Raw genomic sequence first — 22596 nt, forward strand, 5'->3', positions numbered from 1 at the left:
CGACGCGCCTACGCGGTCTCGACGTCGATCATGGCACCGCAGCCACCGTTGTCGCTGCTGAGACCGTCCCCGGCCGGAAATGGCCGGGAGGCACGGGTGATTCACCGGTTGTCCAGTTCGGTGAGGCGTTGCCGGGCTTCGGAAAGGCGGTTGGGATCGGCTGCGGTGCCGAGGGCAAGGCATTGGGAGAAGGCGTTCCGGGCCTCGGCACGGTGCCCGGCGGCCAGTTGGCTGTTGCCGAGGTGGACCAGAGCGCGGCTTTCCATGGCCGTATTGCCGTTGGTGCGGCAGAGTTCAACGGCAATACCCAAGTGCTCGATGGCCGCGTCCCAGTTCTCGAGGTAGGTGTGGGCGCCACCGATGACCATCCGCAGGTTCGTACGGGTGAACTCGGCGATGTGCGGCTCGATGCGGCCCCCGACCTGGTCGAGGAAGGAGAGCGTGCCCAGGATCTCCGTGATGGCTTCTTCGTGGCGTCCTCCGTCCACGAGGAGCTGATCGTACTCGACTCGGGCCTGGAGGGCGCCGTGGAGGTCACCGGCGGACTCGAAGAGAGTGGCCGCCTCGCGGTTGTGGCGTGCCGCCTCGGCGTAGTCTCCGAGCAATCTGAAGGCCCAGGCCGTGTACTTGTGGGACCAGCCCTGCTGAGAGAGGTCGCCGGCGCGCCGGGCCGCGGCGAGAGCCTGGGCGGAACGGTCAAGGCTGTCGCGGTGACGTCCCTCGCACACGAGCAGGGCCCAAGCGTGGTAATTGACCTGGGTGGCTTCCAGAAGGGGATCGCCAAGGGCCTGGGCGGATCGGGCGGCAGTGGCGAAGACCTCGGGCCAATGTCCCCAGAAGATCCACTGGTCGGAGAACCAGTGCAGGGCTTCGGCCACCTCGACCACAGTGGAGTGGTCACCCGCAGCAGCGGCCGCACGCAGAGCGGCCAGCCAGTTGACGCCCTCGGTCTGGAGCCACTGACGGGCATGATCAGCGGTGGACAGATCGACGTCACTCTGCCAGGTGGCGGGCGGGGCACCGTGGTCGGGCTCGTACCAACGGCCTGCCATGACGGTGGTCTCCAGCAGCCAGCGATGCAGTGCCGACCGGGCCGCCTCGCCCGCTCCGGTCGGCTCCTCGGCCCGCAACCGACCGCGAGCGTACAGGCGCAGCAGGTCATGGAAGCGGTAGCGGTCCCGGTCCGTGCCCAGGAGGCCGGTCTCGACGAGTTCCTCAAGGGTGTCCTCGGCGTCGAACAGCGACTGTCCCGTCAGCTGGGCGGCGCCGGCGACGCCGGTATCGGGCCCGTCGACGAGGGAAAGCAGCCGGAACATGCGGGCGGCGCCGGGGGTGAGCTGGCGGTAGGAGAGGTTGAAGACCGCCGACAGTTGGAGGTCGCCGGCGGTCAGGGTGTCCAGGCGGCGCTCTTCCAGCGCGAGACGATCCGCGAGACGGCGTACTGACCAGCCGGCGCGTGTAGCCAGCCAGTTGCCCGCCACGCGCAAGGCCAATGGCAGGTGCCCGCAGTGCTCGGCCACCTCGGCCAGCGCACTCGGGTCCGCCGCCGCGCGCTCCCGGCCCACCAAGGCGGTCAGGAAAACGGAGGCCTCGACCGAGGAGAGCTCGTCGAGAGCCAGGCGGTGCACGCTCTCCAGGCCGGTGAGCATGCGCCGACTGGTCACCACCACCATTCCGGCACCGGCGCCGGGGAACAGCGGACGGACTTGGGCTTCGTCCCGGGCGTTGTCCAGCACCAGCAGGCACCGCCGGTCGGCCAGCACCTGTCGGTACAGCTCAGGGTGGCCCTGCGAGCCGGCCTTCGCCAGGTCCCGATCGGCCACGCCGAAGGCCTTGAGCACACCCAGCATCAGCTCGGGCGGCTCGGGCGGAACGTCGTCCATACCCCGCAGGTCCACCATCAACTGCCCATCCGGGAACCGGTCGGACAGCTCCCGGGCGGCGTGCAGCGCCAGGGTGGTCTTGCCCGTTCCCGGCGGCCCGGACACCGTCACCACCACCGGGCGCCCGGTGGCCTCGGCCCCAGACTCCGCCTGGTCGGAAGAGTGGTGCCGACCGACAGCCCGGTCGGCGAGCTCCGCCAGCTGGGACAACTCCTTCTGCCGGCCGACGAAGTCGTCGATACCGCGCGGGAAGGCGCGTACTCCCAACGGGCTGTAGCCCCGGTTGCGGCCGGCCCGGGCGGCAGCCAACAGCCGCTCCTGCTCCACCTCTCCCAGCCCCAGACCCTCAGCAAGCGCGGCCACCGTTCCCCGCTGCGGCGCGGCTCGCCGGCCCCGTTCGAGATCGCCGATGCCCCGCACGCTCACACCCGAAGCCGCGGACAGAGCCTCGATCGTCAGTGACGCTTCCAGCCGCAATTCCCGCAGGAGCGCCCCGAACGCCGTGCTCTCACCGACCACTCTGCCTCCAGACTCCCCGCTCAAGCCGGGCTGCCCGAGCATGTCCGGAATATTGTATCGGGCAGCTATTTTTGTCGTTCGGCGAGCGCCCTGGGGCGACGGGACGCACAGGACCTGGCTCGGGGACGAGCGGCTCGGGCGCAGGCGGGATGGGCCGGCCGATGTGGATGGTGCGGGGAAGGGTTGCCACCCAGCGAGCGGGCGACCGGGTGTGGCAGAGCGGGAGCGGCCGTCGGACAGCCGACGGTCCGCCGGCGTTTCGTGCGCCGGAGCAAGGAACGGGTCTGGGCCCGTTCCTTGCAGGTCACCCTGGGCGGAGCCGTCCTTGTGGGGCCACCCACCACAGCCTCGCGCTCCAGCCTCGTCGGCTACCGCCGACTCACCGAGTGAAACGAGTTTCTCTGCCCCCGGGTTCACAGCGTCCGTCGCACGCCTGCCTGTCGTTCCAGGTTGCGAAGCTGCACCGCCAGGTTGCCTTCCACGGCTTCGTGGGCGGGGCCGCTACGTCCGACGGGCAGGACCTCCTCGCCCCTCATGTCCTCCAGCATGAGGGCGAACGCCGCGTACAGCGCGGCAACCGCCAGGAGCATTCCGAGTGCTCCTGAGAGGTAGCCGACCCAGGTGGCGCCGGTGAAGTTGAAGAGCGCCGCCACGGTGAACCTCGGCACGGCGACACAGAGCACCAGCCACATCGACCGCTTGCGGTGGGCGACGGACGCCATCATGAGGGCGAAGAGGGCGAACACGAGGTTGAGTACGCCTAGCACGCGCGTGCCCGAGGGCGGATCGAGCGCCAAGACCAGGGAGCTCGCCAGCCATGTTCCGGAGAAGCAGGCCATCAGCGTCGCGGCGAGCACGTCCCTCGCTCCGAAGGCCAGGATGCTGACGATCAGTTGCAGGATAAAGGCCGGAAGGATGGTCAGAGCCACGGCCAGGTGGGCCTCGTCGCCAAGGAAACCCAGTTGCAGGCTTCCGACGATGACCGACGCGATTGCCACCGCAAAAAAGCCGACCGGCATCGGGGAAGCAATGGGGCGGAGGTTGATACGGGTCATCGGGCGCAAGTCCGGCTCGAAGTGCCGGGCGGCCCGGAGGGTCTGCTGTTCGGGCGGTTCGGAGTCGTGGTCCATGGTGGTTCTCCTGTGAGCCGTTCTGATCGGGGAGCGAGACGGATCGGTGCACCGACGGAGGACGGCGACACCCTGTCGGACAGCAGGCGCGCCCCGTTCCCCATGAATCGGAGACTGTTGGTCGGAGCCCGCGACATCACCGGACACGACGCGGCACGGCGTGGTGTCCAGTGGTGTCGCAGTGGGGCGCAGACGTCTGAGGCCGACTCGTTCAGGCACGCACCAGGGGTGTGTCCACCAGGTGCTCGGCCAGGAACCACGCCTGCTGTTCACCGGTCCGGATCACCTGCGAGACAAGCAGGTCGTTGGTGCCGTCGTCGCCCAGCTCGCCCACCCGGGCAGCGGCGTCGCGGGCGTCGATGAGTATCGATTCGTGGGCCTTCAGCAGGCGCGACAGCATGACCGGTACTTCTTCGACGCCGTCCGGGGGCCTGGGGATCGAGGTGATCTCGGCGACGTGCCGAGGGTCTCCGACCGCCACGCCGCCCAGGGTCTGAACCCGTTCCGCGAGGGCGTCGACGATGTCGAGCTGCTCCCCGGCCTGCTTGTCGAGCAGCAGGTGCAGCTGGTAGAAGGTCGCGCCGCGCATCAGCCAGTGGTGCTTCTTGTAGAGGCCGTAGAGGATCTGCGTGTCGGCCAGGACCTTGTTGAGCCTCTGGCAGGAGTACATGCGGGCGTCGTAGGAGAGACCGAGCGGAAGCTGCTTGACGGTCCCGAACTCCTGGATGACGGGGCCCGTCTGGTGCAGCCGTGGCTGGCTGCTCACATGCTGTGCTTCGATGGTCATGGTCCGCCTCCTGCGGTTCGGGGTGTTTGCGCAAGTGATGCTATGTGTCAGCGAAGGGCGGCCTTTGCCCGTCAGCGCATGTGAAGGTGTCCCGCAGCGCACGGCGCGTCGGACATACGCAGGCGTTCTTTCCTGAGCAAGTCCCCGTGCGCCGACGCGCACAAGCTGACGGGTTTCCCCCTCTAGTTTTCGCGGACGACATGAGCCGTCAGGCACGAGGAAGGGAAACGAGTGTGAACGAGCAGGCCGACGTGGTCGTCCTGGGCTTGGGACACGCAGGCGGATACGTCACGAGCGCGTTGACAGAAGCCGGTCTGGACGTGGTGGGCATCGAGCCGAGGCTCTTCGGCAGCGAGCGCCTGCCCCCCGGATACTTCGCCGCCACGATGCCGACCGGCCCCGTGCCCCGCTTCTCGGCGGCTCACCTCGCCGCTGGCCCTTCAATGGTGAAGCGGAGCAGGCTCGTACGCGGAAAGGGACGGCTCATCGGACCGCGCAAGGTGGCAGTTGACGGGCGCACCTTCCACGCCCGGCAGGGTGCCGTCCTGGCCACCGGCGCACAACCTCGACTTCCCGCTGTACGAGGGCTGGCGGGAACTCCGTACTGGACCGACCAGAACGCCTTGGCTGCCATGGAGTTGCCCGAGTCGTTGATCGTGCTGGGCGCCGGTGGCCTCGGGGTGGAAACAGCTCAGCTCTTCGCGCGCTTCCGGTGTGCCGTCACGGTGGTGGAGCGGGAGCCCCGGCTGCTCCCGCAAGAAGAGCCGGAAGCAAGCATGTTGGCTGAGAGGACTCTGCTGCGGGATGGCGTCACCGTCCTCACCTCCACGGAAGTGTCGGAGGTCAGCCATGACGGCACAAGCTTCACGGTCCACCTCGACGGCGACGGGGAACCGCTACGTGCCGAACGGCTGCTCGTCGCCATGGAGCAGCAAGCCGGCCTCGTGGAGCTGGGGGCCGACACCGTAGGGCTGGACGCTTCAGCAGGGGCCGTGCCCACGGACGGACAGATGCGTGCCGGGAAGGGACTCTGGGCGGTCGGCGACGTCACCGGCCGAGGCATCTCGACCGATGTCGCGATGTACCAGGCCGAGGTAACCGTACGGGACATCCTGGGATGGCCCGGTCCTGACACCGATTACGAGAAGCTGTCCCGCCTGATCTTCACCGATCCCGAGATCGCCTCCGTGGGTCTCACGGAACGCCAGGCGCGGAACCAACGGCTTCGGGTGCGCACCAGCCTGTTGCCGATCAACTCTTTCGGGCGTCGCGGACCTCAGGGCCGACAGCGTGAGGGGTTCGTCAAGCTCGTCGAGGATGCCGACCGTGGCGTCCTTGTCGGAGCCACCTCTGCCGGACCGGCGGGAGCGGAGGTCCTGTACGGGCTGAACGTCGCTGTCCATGCCGAGATCTCCGTCGAGCGCATGCGGTCCAGGGTTCCTGCTTGTCTTCCCTTCCGTCGAACGGTGGAAGCCGCTCTGGGAGGGCTGGGTTGAGTCGCCTTCCTTCCGTGGACGTGTGGTGGCCCGGACGAAGGCGGGAAAGGACCGGGAACGGTGGCATGCCCGGTCGTGACCCTGGTGAACCGCACAGGACGGCCACGTCCCTGGAGCTCCTTTTCGACCTCTGCTTCGTGATCGCGGTGGCCCAGGCTTCCGCCGGTCTGAGCACGGCAGTGGTCGAGGGGCACTACGTCATTGGTGTCCTGCGGTTCGCGGTGGTCTTCTTCGCGATCTGGTGGGCGTGGATGAACTTCACGTGGTTCGCCTCCGCCTACGACTCGGATGACGTCCCCTATCGCTTGTCGGTGCTGATTCAGATCACCGGCTCCCTGGTCCTCGCCGCCGGCATTCCGCCGGCTTCCGATACGGGTGACCTGCGGGTCGTCATCTGGGGTTACGTCGTACTGCGCACCGCGCTGGCCGTCCTGTGGCTGCGGGTCGCGCGGTCGGACCCTCCCCGGCGCCGGACAGCTCTGCGTTTCGTCATCGGAGTGACGGGTTGCCAGGTGGGATGGGTCTGCACCCTCCTCCTGCCGGACCCCGCCCGGCTCCCGCTCATCGCGGTGCTGATCGCCGCCGAGGTGGCCGTGCCGGTGTGGGCACAGTCCGCCGGGATGACCCCGTGGCATCCGCGCCACATCGCCGAGCGGTACGAGCTGTTCGTCCTCATCGTGCTCGGCGAGTCCGTCGCGGCCGCTTCGGAAGCGGTCCGTGACGCCTTCGGGCGGAACCACAACGCCGCGGCACTGTACCTACTGGCCGGGGGTGGTCTGCTCATCGTCTTCGCCATGTGGTGGTTGTACTTCGCCAAGCCCGCTCACACCCTGCTCGCCACAACGCATCAAGGTCATCGCAAGAGGTTCACCTGGGCTTACGGCCATTACCTGGTCTTCGCGGCAGCGGCTGCCGAAGGGGCTGGCCTGGCGGTGTACGCCGAGCTGATCACCCGCCGTAGCGTCGCCCCGTTCCTTCCGTCGGTGGCGGGTGTCGCGATCACCCTGCCCTTGGCGGTCTTCTTGACCGCGGTGTGGACCGTCCACGTACGGCCGCATCCGCACGGCCGGACCGAACGGTTCGCGTTCCCCGTGGGGACGGTCGCTGTTCTGGGAGCGGCTTGGACTCCTGCGCCGGCTCTGATGGCCGGCCTGCTGGCGGCGACTCTGGTCATCGTCGTCACCCTCGCCGATAAGGCTGAGTCCATACGGCGGTGAAATGGAACGCCAGGCGAAGACAGCACTGCGCGGACGAACCGAGTTCGTCCGCGCAGCTGGTTCTTCTCGTTTCAGCTCGTGGCCCGCACCGCATCGCGGATCAGGTCGGCGACCTTGCCCGGCTGGGAAACGGCGACCGCATGAGACGCTCCCGCGACCTCGGCGACCGTCGCTCCGGCCCGCTGGGCGCCGAACCGCTGGACGTCGGGGTTGATCGCCTCATCGGCGCCGGCGACCAGGGCCCAGGCGGGCTTGGTCTTCCACGCGGCGACACCGGCGGTTTCCTCGAAGGCCGCTGCGGCCAGTGGGCGCTGCGTGGCGGCCAGCGCCTTCGTCACGTCGGTCGGTGCATCCGCGGCGAACACCCAGGGGAAGGCAGCCTCCGCGATGGTGACCTCGACAGCCGGCTCACCGCCGTCGGCCGGGTACGTCCACTGCTTGAGGTTGCTGACCAGGGGTGAGTCGGGGAAACGGCCCTGGAGCTCGCCGAGGCTCTCGCCTTCCTCCAGCAGGTACGCGGCCACGTAGACGAGGCCGACGACGTTGTCGGCGGCCCCAGCAACAGTGATCAGCGCGCCCCCGTAGGAGTGCCCCACCAGGATGACAGAACCGTCGATCTGGGCGACCACGGAGGCGATGTACGCGGCGTCGTCGACGAGACCGCGCAGCGGATTGGAGGGAGCGATGACGGGGATGCCGTTGTTCTGCAGTTCGGTGATGACGCCGATCCAGCTGGACGCGTCGGCGAACGCGCCGTGCACGAGGACGACAGTGGGAGTGGAGGTGCTCATGGTGTGGTTCCTCGTGGTCAGGCGCTGTGCAGGGCGACGTGCAAGGTGTCGGCCGCAAGCGTGATGGCGGCGGCAGCCGCATGGGTCTCGCGCAGGGCGTCGAGCATGACGAAGTCGTGGATGATGCCCTGGAAGCGCACGGCGACGACGGGGACGCCGGCCGCGCGGAGCTTGCCCGCGTAGGCTTCGCCCTCGTCGCGCAGCACGTCGGCTTCCGCCGTGATCACCAGGGCGGGGGGAAGGCCGGTGAGTTGCTCGATGGACGCTCGCAGGGGAGATGCGGTGATCTCTGCGCGTTCCGCCTCGTCCGTCGTGTACTGGTCCCAGAACCACTGCATGCCGTCGCGGCGCAGGAAGTAATCTGTGGCGAACTGGTGGTAGGAGCCGGTGTCGAAGGAAGCGTCGGTGACGGGGTAGAACAGCACCTGCTGCACCAGCGGAACGCCACCGCGCTCCTTGGCCATCAGGGTCAACGCAGCCGTCATGTTGCCACCGACCGAGTCGCCCGCGACCGCAATGCGGCTGGTGTCCAGCCCCTTCGTCGCGCCCTGCTCGACGACCCAACGGGCCACGGTGAAGTTCTGCTCGATGGCGACCGGATAACGGGCCTCGGGCGAGAGGTCGTACTCCGGAAAGACCACTGCGGCATCGGCGCCGACGGCGAGCTCGCGGATCAGGCGGTCATGCGTGTGAGCGTTGCCGAACACCCAACCGGCGCCGTGGATGTAGATGATGACCGGCAGCGGGTCCTCGGTGCCGGCCGGTTTGACGATCCGTGCACGGACGCTGCCTGTCGGGCCGCCCGGGACGGTAATCCATTCCTCGTCGATCGCCGGCTTGTCGGTCTTGCCGGACTGGACTTCGTCCACGGCCTTCCGGCCCTCCGCCGGGGGGAGGTCGAACAGATAGGGCGGGTTGGCGGTGGCCTCGGCGAAGGCGGCTGCGGCGGGTTCCAGCACAGGCTGAACCGGCTTGGTGGCATCAGACACAGCGGTCTCCAGGATGTACAGAGCATGCCGGCGCTTCCAGCATGACGGGTCGGACGCCGCCTGCGGCGCCCGAAGTGACTTCCCGCGAGGCTAATTCCGTCGGCCAGGATGATTTCTCTGACAGTGCACAGCTCTTTTCCCTGCTGTGCACTCGCCACCTGTCCCTTCCTGCCTCCCATGACAGGGTCGGGAAGCACGGTGCACGGTGAGGCAAATTCCTGTGCACTCGGGTGTAATCCCGCCGGAGACACCATGCCTATCGTGGTGATGCAGCGGTTGCCGCCGACCGGCACCGGTCCGATCTCGGCGTTCAGAGGGTGTGAAAATTTCCGGTGGACTTTTCGCCGTCCGATTCCAGCGGTGATGCGTTCATCGACTGACGCAGTTGCCGAAGTCCACCTTTTCAGGTCCATGGCTCGGATCGAAGTCGTTTTCCAGAGGGAGTCCCAGAAGATGTCAACAATGCCCGTTGGCGGGCTGGTTCCACAGCCCGTCGATGATGCCGCCGATCTGGTCGTCCGCAACGCCAGGATCCATACCGGAGACCCGTCGCGGCCGCACGCCGAGGCACTGGGCATCCGCGACGGTGTCATCACGGTCATCGGCGACGACAGGGACGTGGCCGGCCGCATCGGCCCGGACACGAAGGTGGTCGACGCGCTCGGGCGACGGGTGATCCCGGGCCTCAACGACTCGCATCTGCACGTGATACGCGGGGGCCTCAACTACGTGCTCGAACTGCGCTGGGACGGCGTGCACAGTCTGCGTCAGGGACTGGCCATGCTGCGTGAACAGGCAGCCCGCACGCCCAAGGGCCAGTGGGTCCGCGTGGTCGGCGGATGGTCGGCGGAGCAGTTCGCCGAGCGACGGCTGCCGACCGTCGCCGAACTGAACGCGGCGGCTCCCGACACTCCCGTGTTCGTCCTGCACCTGTACCAGTCGGCCGTCCTGAACCGGGCGGCGCTCAAGGCCGCCGGCTTCACCAAGGACACCCCCGATCCCAAGGGGGGGCAGATCGTGCGGGGCCGCGACGGCGAACCGACCGGCATGCTGCTGGCCGCGCCGAGCGCCCTGATCCTCTACTCGACTCTCGCCAAGGCGCCGGTGCTGGAGGGCGAGGACAAGAAGACCTCCACTCGTCATTTCCTGCGCGAGCTCAACAGGTTCGGGCTCACGTCGGCGATCGACGCCGCAGGGGGTTTCCAGAACTTCCCCGACAATTACGCGACCGTCATCGAACTGGCCAAGGCGGGCCAGCTGTCGCTGCGCATCTCCTATCATCTCTTTCCGCAGACTGCGGGTCAGGAGATCGACGATCTCACTCGCTGGATCGAGACGTCCCGGCCCGAGGACGGTGACGAATGGCTGCGCCTCAACGGCGCGGGTGAGAATCTCACCTGGGCGGCCGCTGATTTCGAGAACTTCACCCAACCGCGCCCGGAACTTGCTCCTGACTACGAGGGGGAATTCGAGAAGGCGGTTCGTCTCCTCATGGAGAACGGGTGGGGCTTCCGGCTGCACGCCACCTATGACGAGACCATCCGCCGTGATCTCGCCGTGTTCGAGAAGCTCGCCGCGGAAGGGTTGTTCCCGGCCGGGAACCGGTGGCTCTTCGACCATGCCGAGACCGTCTCCGCGGAGAGCCTCGACCGCATCAGCGCCCTCGGCGGCGCGATGTCCGTACAGAACCGTCTCTCCTTCCAGGGCGAGGCGTTCCTGCGGCGCTACGGGCCGGGGGCTGCCGCCGATGCCCCGCCGATCCGGGCGATGCTGGACCGCGGCCTGACCGTGGGCGCCGGCACCGACGCCACCCGGGTCTCCACCTACAACCCCTGGGTTGCCCTGCACTGGCTCGTCAGCGGCCGTTCCGTCGGCGACCTGACGCTGCGGCCGCCGACCAACCGCGTCGACCGGCAGACGGCGTTGTCGATGTTCACACACACCGGCGCGAAGCTGACCGGCGAGGACGAGGTCAAGGGCGTTCTCAAGCCCGGTTGCTACGGAGACCTCGCGGTGCTGTCCGACGACTACTTCACCGTGGCCGAACCGGAGATCGCCGGCATCGAATCGCTCCTGACCGTGACGGGCGGCCGCATCGTTTACGCCGCCGCCGAGTACGAGGGGCTCGACGAGGAACTTCCGCCGGTCCCGGCCTGGAGCCCGGTCGCGCGGTTCGGCGGCTACCAGGCTTCCCGCCGTACACCTCTCACCGGTGCCCGCCAGGCGGAGCTGCTCGGCGAAGCCGTCGCCGAGTCGGAGCAACACCGCCGGTGGCGCACGGCCCGCGGCCTGGCCCCGGAAGCAGTGGGCACGCCCTTCGATCCCTGCTTCGACCTCTGAATTTCTGGAAGTTGCTGACCCGCGGTCACTCCTTCCGACACCAACCCTCCGTCCGATCGGACGGACCACCACGGCCCGGACAGCGGTCCGCGCCATCACTTTCCCGAGAAAGGCACCCCATCATGGTCAACATCGCCCAGGTCACCGCCGCCCCCAGCCCCGATCTGCTCACGCCGGACAACTGCGCGGTGCTGTTCGTCGACCACCAGCCGCAGATGTTCTTCGGCACCGGCAGCGGCGACCGCACCGCCATCATCAACTCCACCGTGGGCCTGGCGAAGTCCGCGAAGGTCTTCGATGTGCCGGTCGTCCTGAGCACGGTGGCCGCCGAGTCCTTCTCGGGCCCGCTCATGCCGCAGCTGGCCGAGGTCTTCCCCGAGCAGAAGATCATCGACCGCAGCACCATGAACGCCTGGGAGGACGTGAACTTCGTCGAGGCGGTCAAGGCCACCGGTCGCAAGAAGCTCGTCATCGCCGGACTGTGGACCGAGGTGTGCGTGGTCCTGCCCGCCCTCTCCGCCATCGCTCAGGGCTACGAGGTCTACGTCGTCACCGACGCGTCCGGCGGCGTCAGCCCGCAGGCCCACGAGCACGCCGTGCAGCGCATGATCCAGGCCGGCGCCATCCCGGTCACCTGGGTGCAGGTGCTCCTGGAGCTCCAGCGCGACTGGGCCCGGACCGAGACGTACGCCGCGGTGGGCGACGTGGTCAAGGCGCACGGCGGCACCTACGGCCTCGGCATGGTCTACGCGCAGGCTGTCATCGGCGCTCACGCCGCGGGCTGACCCTCACCACGGACACGTCGGGAACAGGCAGGGACATGATGGACGCTGGACTTTTGATCCTGCGGCTCGTGGTCGGATTCCTCATCGCTGGGCACGGTGTGCAGAAGGTGAGCTTCCACCTCGGAGGAAAAGGGCTGGCAGGCGGGACCGAGGAATTCCGAGGGGACGGATTCCGCGGTGGTCGGCTGACAGCGCTCACTGCGGGAGCCAGCCAGATCGGCGCCGGCCTGTTCCTGGCGGCCGGCCTGCTCACCCCTCTGGCCGCGATGGCAGCCATGGGTGTGATGACGGTCGCCGGCACCGTGAAGTGGCCCAAGGGGCTCTGGGTCCAGAACGACGGCTACGAGTACCCTCTCGTCCTCGTCGTCGCCTCCGCCGCTCTGGCCCTCACCGGGGCGGGTCGATGGTCCGTGGACCACGCGCTGGCCGTCACCCCCTGGCCGGTGTGGATCTCCGTGACCGCGATCATCTTGGGGCCGGCGAGCGGCCTGCTGACTCGCGTGGTGCTGCACCGGAAGGCCCCCGCAGGAGAAGGAGCGCGTCACCCACGGTCCGCTGAGTGACGAGTTGATTCCTCGGCACCATGCGGAGAACGACGGCACGGTCCACTGCCTTCCCAGAGATGCTGCCTCTGGTGGGAGTCGGTGGGCCGGCCGTCGCCGTATGGCGTACCCCCGGCCCATCGTCATCGCGTCACCGCCCTGGAGCGGACGCGTTCGTACTCCCGCAGGGACACGCATGAACCTCACGCCCCCTTCCCCACCCGCCCGGCCCGTACAGCGGGACTCGGCCTGGGCCCCTCTCGCGGCACGTGTGTTCCGCGCCCTGTGGATCGCCCAGCTGGTCTCCAACATCGGCAGCTGGATGCAGATGGTCGGGGCCCAATGGCTGTTGATCGGGCACGACCCGGCGCTGGTGACACTGGTCCAGACGGCGTCGAGCCTTCCCGTCGTGCTCCTGGCCCTGCCGTCCGGCGTGGTGGCCGATCGCTACGACCGCCGGACGGTGCTTCTGGTGACGCAGGGCGCGCTGTTCGCGATATCCGGAGTGCTGACCGCGTTGACGTTCGCGGGTCTCCTCACCCCTGTACTGCTGCTCGTCCTCACCTTCTTGCTGGGCTGTGGGACGGCACTGATGGGCCCGGCGTGGCAGGCGATCCAGCCCGAGCTGGTGAAGCGCCACCAGCTCGGGCAGGCTGCTGCCCTCGGCGGCGTCAACATGAACCTGGCCCGTGCCGTCGGGCCGGCCGTGGGCGGCGTGGTGGTGGCAGCGGCGGATCCGGCGTGGGTCTTCGCCTTCAACGCCGTGTCGTACCTCGGCATCGCCGTCGTCCTGCTGCTCTGGCGACGTCCCGAACCCCGCACTCCCGTGCCTCACGGTGAGAAGTTGCTGGCCGCCCTCGACGCGGGCCGGCGCTACGTGTGGTACGCCCCGGGCATTCGCCGGGTTCTCCTCCGTACGATTCTCTTCATCCCCGGGGGCGCCGCTCTGTGGGCACTGCTGCCGCTCGTCGCGAGCCGCTCCCTGCACCTGGGTTCAGGTGGTTACGGGCTGCTGTTGGGGGCCGTGGGCGTCGGGGCGGTGGCGGGCGCCTTCGTCCTGCCCCGCACCAACCGGAAGTTGGGCGCCAGCCGGACCCTGGGCTGTGGGGCCCTGCTGTTCGCGGGTGTCCTGGTCGTCCTGGCCACCGTACGCAACCCCTGGCTGGTCACGCTCGCGCTGCTGTTCGCCGGCCTTGCCTGGATCGCCGTCCTGTCCACTCTCAACGCGGCCGTGCAGACGCAACTCCCCGGCTGGGTCAGGGCCCGCGGGCTCGCCGTCTACCTCCTTGTCTTCCAGGGCGGTCAAGCACTGGCGGCACCGCTGTGGGGCACGCTCGCCGCCGGTCTGGGCCTCACCGTTCCTCTGCTGTCCGCCGGAGCGCTACTGATCGTCTGTGCCTTCAGTCTGCGACGCTGGCCTCTGCAGGACGGGGAGGAGTTCGACCCCTCCCCCTCTGTTCATTGGCCCGTCCCACCCCTGGTGTTCGAACCGGGGCCGGCTGTGGGCCCCGTACTGGTCACTGTCTCCTACCGGGTCGCCCCGGAGAACGGCACGTCTTTCAAAGAACGCATGGAGCACGTCGGTCGGGCCCGTCGGCGCACCGGCGCACTCACATGGGGCCTGTATCAGGACGGGCAGGATCCGGCCCACTTCATCGAGAACTACCTCGTCGCCTCCTGGTCGGAGCATCTCGCTCAGCACAGTGTCAGGCTCACTCTCACCGACCGGCACCACGAGGACCAGGCCCGTCTTCTTCTCGTTCCCGGCACTCGCCCGGAAGTCACCCATGCCTTCGACACGTCCGCGGGCCCCGCCGTCTCGGAAGACGACGAAGCGGTCCCACTGCCTCCTCGTCACAACCAGGCAGCACGGGACTGACGGACGAAGATCCCTCCCAGAAAGGAGACATGCCTGGTGGGCACTGCCGAAAAGGACTCCACGCAGCCCTACGCCCAGACGACGCTCGACGGTGCACGGAGCGCTAAGACTCCCTGCATCGACGTACTCACCCCGCGAGACGTCCCTCTTGGCGGCCCGCGTGCGATGAAAGTGCGACGCACTCTGCCGCAGCGTTCCCGAACCATGATCGGGGCTTGGTGTTTCGCGACCATTACGGCCCCGACGACGTCACCCTCCCCGGTGGCATGAACGTCCCTCCCCACCCGCACATCGGACTGCAGACGGCGAGCCGGTTGTTCAGCGGCGAGATCGAGCACAGGGACAGTCTCGGCAGCCACGCGTTCGTAAGACCCGGCGAACTGAGCCTCATGACAGGTGGCTACGGCATCAGCCACTCGGAGGTCTCGACTTCCCGGACCACGGTCCTGCACGGGGTGCAGCTGTGGGTGGCGCTGCCGGAACAGCAGAGAAACACGGACCGCGACTTCCGCCACCACGTGCCCGAGCCGGTGCGCGTCGGCGGCGCCGAGATCCGGGTCTTCCTTGGCTCCCTGGCCGGGGTCGTCTCCCCCGTACCGTCCTTCACTCCTCTTCTCGGGGCGGAAATCGTCCTGGAGCCCCAGGCCACCATCACGCTCACCGTGGACGCCTCCTTCGAGCACGGTCTTCTCGTAGACACGGGCCCCGTCCTCCTGGCAGACACCCTGCTGCAGCCCACGGAGTTGGGATACGCCGCCGAGGGCAGCGTCGCTTTGACGCTGACCAACGCATCGGAGGAGAGGGCACGGACCATCCTGCTCGGTGGAACACCGTTCGAGGAACAGGTCGTCATGTGGTGGAACTTCATCGGCCGTACTCACGAAGAGATCACCCAGGCCCGAGAGGACTGGCAGAACGCATCGACACGATTCGGCACGGTCGAGGGATACGACGGCGAACGGCTTCCGGCCCCCTCCCTCCCGAACACCGTCATCGAACCACGCGGAAACCCCCGCGCCGCTGAACCGCGCAACCGAAAGGATCACCATGACCGACGCTTCCACCCCTCCGACCGTCGAACGCGTCGACGCCCGGCACCGCTACGAGATCCGTGTCGGCGGGCAGCGGGCCGGCCTGACCGCCTACCGCGACCGCGGCGAGCAGCGGGTCTTCTTCCATACGGAGATCGACCATGCGTATGCCGGCCAGGGACTGGCTTCGCAGCTGATCCGAGCCGTGCTCAGCGATGTGCGCTCCTCTGGCAAGCGCATCGTGCCCGTATGCCCCTTCGTGGCCGCCTACCTGTCGAAGCATGACGACTACGAAGATCTCACCGACCCCGTGACACCCGAGGTTCTTCAGTGGCTGGACACCGAGCTGAAGCACACTCCTGGACGGCCGTAGGCCGGCGCTCTGGAATCGGCTCACGTAGCCGGCTCACGTGAGCATGAAGCACCCCATGCGGCAGGCATGCCGACAAACACGTTGGAGGGGCGGCGCCGCAGCTCGGCGCCGCAGCTCGGCGCCGCCCCTCCGGCGTGTGAGACGAATAGCCCTCGGCCAAGCGGAACGGGGAGACGTGGCCTCGGGAGACAGGTGTTCCGTAGACGACCCGCTATGAGGAAGCCAGCGCTTGCCACTGGCCGGGGGACGTTCCGTAGGCGTCCTTGAAGGTACGGCTGAAGTGCGCCTGGCTGCTGAAGCCCCAGCGGTGTGCCACCGCCGCTACGGTGGTCCTCCGGTTCGGGGGCCGGCTCAGATCCTGCTTGCAGGAGTCGAGCCTCCGCTGCTTCACCCACTGGCCCATTGTGATGCCCTCGTGTTGGAACAGTTAGTGCAGGTAGCGCACGGAGATGCAATTGGCTCGCGCGACGGACTGTGGTGACAGGTCCGTGTCCGTGAGGTGCTCCTCGATGTATGCCTTGATCCGGTGCAGCAGCTCGCTGCCCGGGGACTCAGCGGTCGAGGCGTCCGCCTCCGCCTCGGTCTGGAGAACCTCCATGACGAGGGCAACGAGCAGGTCCGCGGCACTGCGCGTCAGCTGGCCGATCACTCTGGTCCCGTGGGTCTCTGCCTCGGTGGCCAGTGTGATCAGCAAGTCGGACACGAGCGCTCCCAGGCCCTCGCCGCCTCGTACGGTCATGCCCGTGACGCGGTCCAGATCCGTTTCCGAAAGCGCCAGGTGTCGGCGAGGCAGGCGGAGGACCGTCATCCGGCAGCCGTCGGTGAACCGTAGGGAGCGGGGCCGGGCAGGATCGCAGAAGACAAGGTCGCCCGGCCCCAGTCGGACCTTCTCCCCGTCGCTGGTGGTCGCGGTCGGGTCGCCGAGCACTAGATGATTGATTCCAAGGGATCGTCTGCGCGTACGAGCGCTCGTCGTTGCCGCAACGCAGCCACCAGGCCATGGCCGGCGAAGCAATTTGGCGTCACTGGCCTCCGGGTGGCCGTCAAGATGCGTCGCTGGAGATGCCTGGCCGCAGGATCGACCGTCCGGCCGCCAACGCCGCGCGGATCGCTGCGAAGTTGGCGCCGCCATGGTCGAGTAGGTCGGTGGCCAAGACGTCTTCGAGCTCCAGCTCGTCGTCGATATCGCTCGCGAAGTTCTGGCGGTTCGGATGACCCATGACGAACGCCTGGGGATCTTCGGCGAACACCATGTTGAAGCCGGAGGTGTTGATGACTATGCGGGCGGTGGTGCGTCCGCAGACGACGAGGATGCCGTAGTTGTCTTGACCAAAGACGCCGTTCGATGCGGTCAGGTCACCGCGCACCACCACGTTCGGCTCTCCGTAGACGAAGACGTTACGTGCCCGCAGGTCTCCAGTCACCAGCAGAAAGCAGCCGCCACCATAGGACGACATCGACAGGTCCCCATCGACGGTCAGATCCCCCGCCACGATCATGTTGCAGGGATTCCAGTCAATGCCGGGTGGTGGTTCTAAGGCAAGGTCTCCGTCAACGGTCAGACCGGTGGCGTACAGGCGAATCTCCTGCTCGCGAGCGAAATCACGGTACGGATACCCGACGTCGGCCGACACCGCGAACCTCCTTTCGGCCTGTTCGGCGTCGAGGATTCGTTGTGGTGGCAACAGACTCGCGGACATGCTGCCCAATGTAGGTGATCAATCCCAAGGGGCGCCTGCGGAGACGAGAACGAGGGCGTCCAAAATTGCTTTGTGACGAACAACCTGGACACCCTCGCGACAGCACTCTATGCGACGGCCGACGACCTGCTGAAGGAGCATCCGGACTTGGCACCGTGGCGACCACCGGTCGGCATCGCACCGCGCCTGAGCGATGCCGAACTGGTCACCCTCGCGATGATGCAGGCCATGCTCGGCTTCACCTCCGAGGCCAAGTGGCTCCGCCACGCCCGCGCCCACCTGCGGCACCTCTTCCCCTACCTGCCCCAGCAACCTGGCTACAACAAGCGGCTGCGCAAGGTCGCCCGCCTGCTCCGCGGGATCACCCGGATCCTGGCCACCAACACCTCGGTGTGGAGCGACGACGTATGGATCGTGGACTCCACACCTGTGGAATGCGGCCGCTCACGCGAGACCGTCAAACGCTCCGACCTCGCCGGATGGGCTCAGTATGGCTACTGCGCCAGCCACAGCCGCTTCTTCTGGGGACTGCGCCTGCACCTGATATGCACCCTCCAGGGACTGCCCGTCGCCTTCGCCCTGACCGGAGCCAAAGCCGACGAACGCGAAACCCTCCTCGACCTCCTCGCCGCCGAACCGGACTTCCTTCAAAGCAGACCCGGACAGACACTGATCGGCGACAAGAACTACTTCGGCCGCGCCTTCGAACACGAACTCGCCGAGCACGGAATCCAGTTGCTGCGGCCGACCCGCAAAGGTGAACGGCAGCGACCCGGCACGCACCTCTTCAAGCCCCTGCGGCAAGTCATCGAGTCGATCAACGAGACGCTCAAGGGACAGCTCGACCTCGAACAGCACCGAGGACGCACTCCCGGTGGGGTCATCGCACGCGTCATGCAACGAATCCTCGCGCTGACTGCCGCGATCTGGCACAACGACCACACCGGACGCAACTCCCTCCGCTCGCTCACCTCATATGACCACTGACCCCTTGGAATTGATCATCTAGGTGGAGGAATCCGCCGTCTTCCGCGACCGGCGGCTCGGAAACGATCTGGATGTGACCCGAAGGCATGGTCATCGGAGCTTCTCCACTCGAGGAGCGAGGGCAGTGAACGCGGCGTGCCGTCGAGTGCCCTGCGGCCCTGTCGCGCGACGGCGGGACAGCCGGGAGTCCACTGCACCTCGTGAGCAAGTCGGTCGCGCGGCACAGTTCGATGACGGCAAGCGGGTTTCCTTCGGCCTGCCTCAGCACCTCGATGCGTGTCTGGCCGATGGGGGATGCGGTTACGCGTCCAGGAGTTCGGCCGCGGCCTGTGGCGGCAGCGGGGCAAGCGACAGGGCGCGCACATCTGCCGGAACCCCGTCGGGGGGCGTCTGCCCACGAGCTGCCGACAGGACCGGAACACCCTTGGCGGTGATGCGGCGCATCACGAAGTCCAAAACGTCGAGGGAATCCCTGTCGACGTGCTGGATGTCGTCGATGGCGATCAGGAGGCGTTGTCCATGGGATACCTCCGTCAGCAGTGTCAGGACCGCCATGCGCAAAGGCATCGGATCGACCGGTCCGTCGGCAGGAGCCATTCCGAACGACGCCTCCAGGGCGTTGCGCAGGTGGTCCGGCAGTCTTGGGAGGTCGGACAGGACGGGGAGGAGGAGCAGGTGCAGAGACGCGAAGGAACGCCGGGATTCAGCCTCGACTCCCTGGGCAGCCAGGACGAGCGCCCCGCTGTCTCGCGCGTGGTCGGCGGCGATCGAGAGCAGTCTCGACTTGCCCGCCCCCCGCCTCACCGAGCAGCAGGAGTGTCCGCGGCTGGTTCCATCCCTCGTCGATGATGTCGAGTACTTGCGTGATCTCGGCCTGCCGACCTATCAGCCCTGTACCGGCCATGGAGCGGTCCACAGTACTCCGGCTAACTCCCATGCTGGACCCTGGACGGTTCGGCCACGACGACTCCCTTCTTATGTTCTTACAGTCCTGCGAACTGCATGATCGACTGGTCAGCACATTCGACCAGAACAGCCCATACGCCGCTTGCCGCTCGGCGGGCGACGGCCGATCCACAGGATGCGGTCACCCATTGCCTGGTGCGTCACGCCGTGCCCAAAACCGGGCAGAGGTGACCAGAGGACCCGATCCCAGCAGCGGCGCCTGCGCCTCGACGCCGCTGGTACGACACATCCGTGCGGGACCGATGAAACGCTCTCACGCGATGTCGGTGCGCCCCGCTTGATGCCATCTCCTCCCCGACCCATATCCCCATCGTCACGACGACCTGGTACGCGCACATCACATGAACCGGCCCATGGCTGTGCCTATACGTGGGATGTGAAGCGATCACTCTGCGCTGTCGCGTCGCCTTGGGAGATGATGCGCGCCGGCTCGGAGGCACTGCCTCTCGCCGCGCACCCGAAGCGGAAGACGGGGCGAGAGAGGAGCGCAGAGGACGGAGCGGGAGAACGCGGCAGGCCCCGCGGCTGGGTGATCTTGCCGCGGGGCCTGTCCGCCGGTGAGCGGTGACGTCGGAGGGGGAGGAAGCGGCCGCCCAGTCAGCAACCGTAGCGAACGGAGCGGGTGGCGCGCAGGATCAGGTCGGTGACTGCTCCGGGATCACTCACGGACACGGCATGCGGCGCGCGGACGGTGACGGTGTGAGCGTGGGCGCGCTTGGCCATCCACTGCTCGGCGGCCGGGGGAATGTTGCGGTCCTCGCTCGCGACGAGGTACCAGCTGGGGATCTCCTTCCACGCGGCGGCGGTAGCCGGTTCCTGCAGTGCGGCAAGGGCGATCGGGCGCTGTCCCGCGGCCATGACCTGGGCGGTCCGGACGGGAACGCCAGCCGCGAACTGTTTGCGGAACAAGTCCTTTCTGATGATCAGCTCCTCCCCCTGTCCGCCGCCGTGAACGGCACGGAATGCGCGACGCCTGCGGTGCCCAGCGCCGCGACGCCGGCCAGGAGGGACGCCGTCACGGTGCGGCGTGAGACGGGTGAGTTCATTGCTCGCTTTCTGGTGAGGGGAAAAACCGCCTCGGGACGGCCGGACTGGCGGGTACGAGCGACAAGGGCGGTCAGGCGCAGGTGGCCCGGACGGCTTCCTCGATCAGCTCAACGACGCGCTGGGGGTTGGAGAGCATCACCAGGTGCGAGGAGTCGACCTCGGCGGTGGTCATGCCGGCCCGCTGGTAGCCGTAGCGCACGACGTCCGGGTTGATGGTGTGGCCGGAGGAGGCGACCAGGCCCCAGGAAGGCTTGGTCTTCCAGGCGGCGGCCGGGGCCGCGTCGGCGAACGCCTGGGCCGCGAGGGGGCGCTGGGAGACGGCGAGGACCTCGGCGAGGCGGGGGTCGACGTCGGCGGCGAAGACGGCCGGGAACTTGTCGGACCGGACCGACACGTCGGTGCCGGTCTCGGTCGAGCCTTCGATGGGGAAGGGGGTGTGGACCAGGGCGGCGGCAAGGTCTGAGTCCGGGAAACGGCCCTGCAGTTCGCCGAGGCTCTCGCCCTTCTCCAGGGCGTAACCGGCGAGGTAGACCAGGGCCTCGACGTTGTCTTCGGTACCGGCGACCGTGATGACGGCGCCTCCGTACGAATGGCCCACCAGGACGACGGGACCGGGGATCTGTCGGACGATCGAGGCGACGTAGGCGGCGTCGCCGATCAGGCTCCGGTTGGGGACAGCCGGCGCGACCACGTCCAGGCCGCGAGCGATGAGCCGCGGGATCACCTGTGCGTAGCTGGAGGCGTCGGCGAACGCGCCGTGGACGAGAACGGCGGTCGGCTTGAGGGAACGGGACGTGGAAGAACTCCCTCTTCCTGTCATGGCTGGTGTGCGGGACTGCCCGCCAATTGGGACGGCGACAGATCGTCTGCTTCGGTTTTCCACGCGAGCATCGAGGCACCGCTCAGCGGGCACGGCTGCGTCATAACAACCCCATTGAGGGTGCAGCACTGTTCAGTACCGTTCACTGAGCACGTGGATCGGGATGCCGCAGGTACGTGACAGTAGCGACGGCCAGCGAGGCTCATTTGTCTCTCAGCGCCCTGGTTGTGGCCTGTCCGTGCTTGCCGACGCTATACGGATCAGCCGTTCGCAGGAGGTCCGTCCAGCAGCCGGCCTTCCTGCAGCACCACGTGTTCTCGTCGGGAGCGAGTTGCAGGGGCAAGGGAGCGGATTCGGCCCCTGCCGCACAGAAGTGCTTTCCTGAGCAAAGCTCCATGCACCCTTCGGCAAACTCCCCAGCTGCCGCAGCTTAGCGTCGCCAAAAGGAATTATGCGTCTGCACTATTTCGAGGGCCAACATGGAACAGAGTCCGAGCACGATCGCATGCTCGGTGACGGCGCACGTCAGCGCCCTGGAGGGGCCGCGATTGCCGTTGCCGGCAGAGTTGCATTACGGGACCTCCGAACCCTACGCCGTCCGACTTACCCTTAGATCATCTCTGGGGCCGCCCATCATATGGACTTTTTCCCGTGAGCTACTCATAGAGGGAACGAGGCGCCCCACTGGGCTCGGCGATGTTCTGGCGGCTCCCAGGAATTTCCGGAATTCGCACTCTCTGCGCATCATCCTGAGCAACTCGACCGGAACCGCACTGATCGATCTGGATACCGCGAGGGTGTCCGATTTCCTTCAACAGGCGTTCACCTTGGTTCCCCTCGGAACCGAGAGCAGCCATCTGGATATCGATGCGGCCATCACTGAGCTCGCCGAAAGGGGCCATCTCCCATAGACCAGGACCCTTGAAGGATTCACCAGCAATAAGAACTTCCACGACGCCGAGACCCAACCAACCAGAGCCACAACCACTTTTCGGAGCACAGAAGGAGAGGACGATGAAGACTCGGACGAAGCCGCTTCTGCAGGTGTGGGAATGGCAAGCCGAAGCTACGTGCCGAGGGATGGACAGTTCGGTCTTCTTCTCACCCCCCGGCGAACGAGGCCGAGCTCGTCGACGACGCGAGGACGAAGCACGAGCGATCTGTGAGAGCTGCCCGGTGAGTGACCCTTGCGGTCGCTTCGCTCTGGCATCCCGGCAACGCTATGGCGTCTGGGGCGGCAGCACCGAAGCTGAACGTCGAGGGGACATCGCTTCCCTCTTTCGAGAGGCAGTTCCGCAATGAACACACGCCCGC

At 67.4% G+C, this 22596-nt stretch carries 20 protein-coding genes and 2 pseudogenes; 11 read left to right on the plus strand and 11 right to left on the minus strand.

Features of this window, described 5'->3' with window-relative positions:
- Positions 1-101 precede the first annotated feature (101 nt).
- The 3 genes from ACWCXX_RS20575 to ACWCXX_RS20585 form a co-directional block, all read right to left on the minus strand.
- Positions 102-2402, minus strand: a complete 2301-nt coding sequence (locus tag ACWCXX_RS20575; RefSeq protein ID WP_451129187.1) for an ATP-binding protein — start codon at positions 2400-2402, stop codon at positions 102-104.
- 413 nt (positions 2403-2815) lie between these two features.
- Complete coding sequence (locus ACWCXX_RS20580; RefSeq protein WP_451129189.1) at positions 2816-3532, minus strand: GPR1/FUN34/YaaH family transporter; 717 nt, start codon at positions 3530-3532, stop codon at positions 2816-2818.
- 211 nt (positions 3533-3743) lie between these two features.
- Positions 3744-4319, minus strand: coding sequence for a Dps family protein (locus ACWCXX_RS20585; protein ID WP_451129191.1), 576 nt, complete (start codon positions 4317-4319; stop codon positions 3744-3746).
- 233 nt (positions 4320-4552) lie between these two features.
- Between ACWCXX_RS20585 and ACWCXX_RS20590 the strand changes: the two genes are divergently transcribed.
- Both ACWCXX_RS20590 and ACWCXX_RS20595 read left to right on the plus strand, forming a co-directional pair.
- Positions 4553-5815: an FAD-dependent oxidoreductase gene (locus tag ACWCXX_RS20590; RefSeq protein ID WP_451129193.1), complete on the plus strand. Its 1263-nt coding sequence runs from the start codon at positions 4553-4555 to the stop codon at positions 5813-5815.
- A gap of 65 nt (positions 5816-5880) precedes the next feature.
- A complete protein-coding gene (locus tag ACWCXX_RS20595) occupies positions 5881-7032 on the plus strand; it encodes a low temperature requirement protein A (RefSeq protein ID WP_451129195.1) in 1152 nt (383 codons plus the stop codon).
- 71 nt (positions 7033-7103) lie between these two features.
- Here ACWCXX_RS20595 and ACWCXX_RS20600 read toward each other — a convergent pair whose 3' ends face one another.
- Entirely contained in the window at positions 7104-7823 is a 720-nt protein-coding gene (locus ACWCXX_RS20600) for an alpha/beta fold hydrolase (RefSeq protein ID WP_451129197.1), read from the minus strand.
- Between the two features lie 17 nt (positions 7824-7840).
- Positions 7841-8812, minus strand: coding sequence for an alpha/beta hydrolase (locus tag ACWCXX_RS20605; RefSeq protein ID WP_451129199.1), 972 nt, complete (start codon positions 8810-8812; stop codon positions 7841-7843).
- A 453-nt stretch (positions 8813-9265) separates the two neighbouring features.
- On the opposite strand from ACWCXX_RS20605, the gene ACWCXX_RS20610 reads away from it, so the two are divergent.
- The 6 genes and pseudogenes from ACWCXX_RS20610 (at position 9266) to ACWCXX_RS20635 (ending at position 15762) form a co-directional block, all read left to right on the plus strand.
- The gene (locus ACWCXX_RS20610) at positions 9266-11152 is read left to right on the plus strand and encodes an amidohydrolase (protein WP_451129295.1); all 1887 of its coding nucleotides are present in this window, start codon (positions 9266-9268) and stop codon (positions 11150-11152) included.
- Positions 11153-11274: 122 nt separating this feature from the next.
- Positions 11275-11937, plus strand: a complete 663-nt coding sequence (locus ACWCXX_RS20615; RefSeq protein WP_451129201.1) for a hydrolase — start codon at positions 11275-11277, stop codon at positions 11935-11937.
- A gap of 38 nt (positions 11938-11975) precedes the next feature.
- Positions 11976-12500, plus strand: a complete 525-nt coding sequence (locus ACWCXX_RS20620) for a DoxX family protein (protein ID WP_451129297.1) — start codon at positions 11976-11978, stop codon at positions 12498-12500.
- A 175-nt stretch (positions 12501-12675) separates the two neighbouring features.
- Positions 12676-14358, plus strand: a complete 1683-nt coding sequence (locus tag ACWCXX_RS20625; RefSeq protein ID WP_451129203.1) for an MFS transporter — start codon at positions 12676-12678, stop codon at positions 14356-14358.
- Between the two features lie 117 nt (positions 14359-14475).
- Positions 14476-15371: pseudogene (locus tag ACWCXX_RS20630) on the plus strand (pirin family protein); the annotation flags it as partial.
- A gap of 34 nt (positions 15372-15405) precedes the next feature.
- Complete coding sequence (locus ACWCXX_RS20635) at positions 15406-15762, plus strand: GNAT family N-acetyltransferase (RefSeq protein WP_451129205.1); 357 nt, start codon at positions 15406-15408, stop codon at positions 15760-15762.
- 211 nt (positions 15763-15973) lie between these two features.
- Here ACWCXX_RS20635 and ACWCXX_RS20640 read toward each other — a convergent pair whose 3' ends face one another.
- The 3 genes from ACWCXX_RS20640 to ACWCXX_RS20650 are packed head-to-tail and all read right to left on the minus strand — an operon-like array spanning position 15974 to position 17462.
- Positions 15974-16189: a helix-turn-helix domain-containing protein gene (locus ACWCXX_RS20640; protein WP_451129298.1), complete on the minus strand. Its 216-nt coding sequence runs from the start codon at positions 16187-16189 to the stop codon at positions 15974-15976.
- Positions 16190-16894, minus strand: coding sequence for an AraC-like ligand-binding domain-containing protein (locus ACWCXX_RS20645; RefSeq protein ID WP_451129207.1), 705 nt, complete (start codon positions 16892-16894; stop codon positions 16190-16192).
- Positions 16806-17462: a hypothetical protein gene (locus tag ACWCXX_RS20650; protein ID WP_451129209.1), complete on the minus strand. Its 657-nt coding sequence runs from the start codon at positions 17460-17462 to the stop codon at positions 16806-16808. The genes ACWCXX_RS20645 and ACWCXX_RS20650 overlap by 89 nt, the downstream gene beginning before the upstream one ends.
- 72 nt (positions 17463-17534) lie before the next feature.
- On the opposite strand from ACWCXX_RS20650, the gene ACWCXX_RS20655 reads away from it, so the two are divergent.
- Positions 17535-18449 (plus strand): IS982 family transposase, encoded by a 915-nt coding sequence (locus ACWCXX_RS20655; RefSeq protein WP_451129211.1) that lies wholly within the window; start codon positions 17535-17537, stop codon positions 18447-18449.
- A gap of 300 nt (positions 18450-18749) precedes the next feature.
- Here the strand turns inward: ACWCXX_RS20655 and ACWCXX_RS20660 are convergent, their stop codons facing one another.
- The 3 genes and pseudogenes from ACWCXX_RS20660 to ACWCXX_RS20670 form a co-directional block, all read right to left on the minus strand.
- Entirely contained in the window at positions 18750-19253 is a 504-nt protein-coding gene (locus tag ACWCXX_RS20660; RefSeq protein WP_451129213.1) for an ATP-binding protein, read from the minus strand.
- 759 nt (positions 19254-20012) lie between these two features.
- Positions 20013-20405: pseudogene (locus ACWCXX_RS20665) on the minus strand (alpha/beta hydrolase); the annotation flags it as partial.
- 127 nt (positions 20406-20532) lie between these two features.
- Entirely contained in the window at positions 20533-21282 is a 750-nt protein-coding gene (locus ACWCXX_RS20670) for an alpha/beta fold hydrolase (RefSeq protein ID WP_451129215.1), read from the minus strand.
- A gap of 479 nt (positions 21283-21761) precedes the next feature.
- On the opposite strand from ACWCXX_RS20670, the gene ACWCXX_RS20675 reads away from it, so the two are divergent.
- Together ACWCXX_RS20675 and ACWCXX_RS20680 are read left to right on the plus strand one after the other, a co-directional pair.
- The gene (locus ACWCXX_RS20675; RefSeq protein ID WP_451129217.1) at positions 21762-22193 is read left to right on the plus strand and encodes an SsgA family sporulation/cell division regulator; all 432 of its coding nucleotides are present in this window, start codon (positions 21762-21764) and stop codon (positions 22191-22193) included.
- A 103-nt stretch (positions 22194-22296) separates the two neighbouring features.
- On the plus strand, positions 22297-22584 hold the full coding sequence (locus ACWCXX_RS20680) for a WhiB family transcriptional regulator (RefSeq protein WP_451129219.1): 288 nt from the start codon (positions 22297-22299) through the stop codon (positions 22582-22584).
- Positions 22585-22596: the final 12 nt, after the last annotated feature.

Source organism: Streptomyces sp. NPDC001732 (genome assembly GCF_053596315.1).

Bases quoted from the DNA above. Each gene is read 5' to 3' on its own strand.
- ACWCXX_RS20680 (WP_451129219.1), top strand. From the start codon at position 22,297: ATGAAGACTCGGACGAAGCCGCTTCTGCAGGTGTGGGAATGGCAAGCC.
- ACWCXX_RS20625 (WP_451129203.1), top strand. From the start codon at position 12,676: ATGAACCTCACGCCCCCTTCCCCACCCGCCCGGCCCGTACAGCGGGAC.
- ACWCXX_RS20675 (WP_451129217.1), top strand. From the start codon at position 21,762: ATGGAACAGAGTCCGAGCACGATCGCATGCTCGGTGACGGCGCACGTC.
- ACWCXX_RS20580 (WP_451129189.1), bottom strand. From the start codon at position 3,532: ATGGACCACGACTCCGAACCGCCCGAACAGCAGACCCTCCGGGCCGCC.
- ACWCXX_RS20620 (WP_451129297.1), top strand. From the start codon at position 11,976: ATGGACGCTGGACTTTTGATCCTGCGGCTCGTGGTCGGATTCCTCATC.
- ACWCXX_RS20610 (WP_451129295.1), top strand. From the start codon at position 9,266: ATGTCAACAATGCCCGTTGGCGGGCTGGTTCCACAGCCCGTCGATGAT.
- ACWCXX_RS20600 (WP_451129197.1), bottom strand. From the start codon at position 7,823: ATGAGCACCTCCACTCCCACTGTCGTCCTCGTGCACGGCGCGTTCGCC.
- ACWCXX_RS20585 (WP_451129191.1), bottom strand. From the start codon at position 4,319: ATGACCATCGAAGCACAGCATGTGAGCAGCCAGCCACGGCTGCACCAG.
- ACWCXX_RS20670 (WP_451129215.1), bottom strand. From the start codon at position 21,282: ATGACAGGAAGAGGGAGTTCTTCCACGTCCCGTTCCCTCAAGCCGACC.
- ACWCXX_RS20645 (WP_451129207.1), bottom strand. From the start codon at position 16,894: ATGGCGGCGCCAACTTCGCAGCGATCCGCGCGGCGTTGGCGGCCGGAC.
- ACWCXX_RS20635 (WP_451129205.1), top strand. From the start codon at position 15,406: ATGACCGACGCTTCCACCCCTCCGACCGTCGAACGCGTCGACGCCCGG.
- ACWCXX_RS20595 (WP_451129195.1), top strand. From the start codon at position 5,881: ATGCCCGGTCGTGACCCTGGTGAACCGCACAGGACGGCCACGTCCCTG.
- ACWCXX_RS20615 (WP_451129201.1), top strand. From the start codon at position 11,275: ATGGTCAACATCGCCCAGGTCACCGCCGCCCCCAGCCCCGATCTGCTC.
- ACWCXX_RS20650 (WP_451129209.1), bottom strand. From the start codon at position 17,462: ATGTCCGCGAGTCTGTTGCCACCACAACGAATCCTCGACGCCGAACAG.